Origin of the sequence: Vibrio sp. 10N.222.46.A1, from assembly GCF_041473595.1 — a bacterium.
GTDB lineage: Bacteria > Pseudomonadota > Gammaproteobacteria > Enterobacterales > Vibrionaceae > Vibrio > Vibrio tasmaniensis_A.
The window spans coordinates 1-1,316 of record NZ_JBFRSN010000896.1 but is presented as its reverse complement, the minus strand read 5'-3'; the positions used below and the strand labels follow the sequence as shown (position 1 = coordinate 1,316).

General features: G+C 45.3%; 1 protein-coding gene. It reads left to right on the top strand.

Translation table 11 applies throughout. The annotated features are described in order from the left end of the window. Positions 1-1,198 (top strand): family 20 glycosylhydrolase (locus AB4496_RS21605; RefSeq protein ID WP_372131920.1); only part of this gene is annotated, 1,198 nt, incomplete at its 5' end. Between the last annotated feature and the right edge of the window lie 118 nt (positions 1,199-1,316).

Genomic DNA, 1,316 nt, shown 5'->3' with positions numbered 1-1,316 from the left:
CGTGACGACTATTCAGTTCTACGATAAGCACAGCTTCATCAACCCATGTATGGAATCATCGACTCGCTTTGTTGATAAAGTGATTACTGAAATTGCAGCAATGCACAATGAAGCGGGTATGCCGCTAACGACTTGGCACTTTGGTGGTGATGAAGCGAAAAACATCAAGCTAGGCGCAGGCTTTCAAGATGTTGATGCTCAAGACAAAGTGGCATGGAAAGGTAACATTGAGCTAGACAAGCAAGACAAGCCATTCCAACAGTCTCCACAATGTCAGTCTTTGATTGCTGATGGTTCAGTGAGTGATTTTGGTCACCTGCCTGGCTACTTTGCAAAAGAAGTATCAAAAATTGTTGCAGACAAAGGCATTCCTCACTTCCAAGCTTGGCAAGATGGCTTGAAGTATGTGGAAGAGGGTGAATCTGGCTTCGCTACTGAAACGACTCGCGTTAACTTCTGGGACGTTCTTTACTGGGGCGGCACTTCATCAGTGTACGACTGGTCAGCGAAAGGTTATGACGTGATTGTCTCTAACCCAGATTACGTATACATGGATATGCCATACGAAGTTGACGCAGCAGAGCGAGGTTACTACTGGGCAACGCGTGCAACGGATACTCGTAAGATGTTTGGCTTCGCACCAGAAAACATGCCACAAAACGCGGAAACTTCATTAGACCGTGACGGCAATGGCTTCACTGGTAAAGGCGAGATTGAAGCAAAACCTTTCTACGGCTTGTCTGCACAGCTTTGGTCTGAAACAGTACGTACCGACGAGCAGTATGAATACATGGTGTTCCCTCGCGTACTTGCAGCAGCAGAGCGCGCATGGCACAGAGCTGATTGGGAAAACGACTACAAAGTGGGCGTTGAATACTCTCAAGATACCGACCTAGTAAATAAGCAGTCTTTAAACAACGACTTTAATCGCTTCGCGAATATTGTTGGTCAACGTGAACTGGCTAAGCTTGAGAAAGCGGGTATTGATTACCGACTACCAGTTCCGGGGGCAAAAGTTATTGATGGCAAGCTAGCGATGAACGTTCAATTCCCTGGCGTAGAGCTTCAATACTCAGCGGATGGTGAAAACTGGTTAACGTACGATGAGCAACAACGTCCTTCGGTTTCAGGCGAAACTTACATCCGCTCTATCTCTGAAAGTGGCGAGAAAGTAAGTCGAGTGACTTCGGTGAAATAATCGATAAGCAACATTAATAGATGAGCTCCCTAACTATTATCTTACTCAGATAAAAGTGGGAGCTTTTTTTTCGTCCAAACTAAGTTCGGTACATTCCTTAAACTGAAACATATAGAAA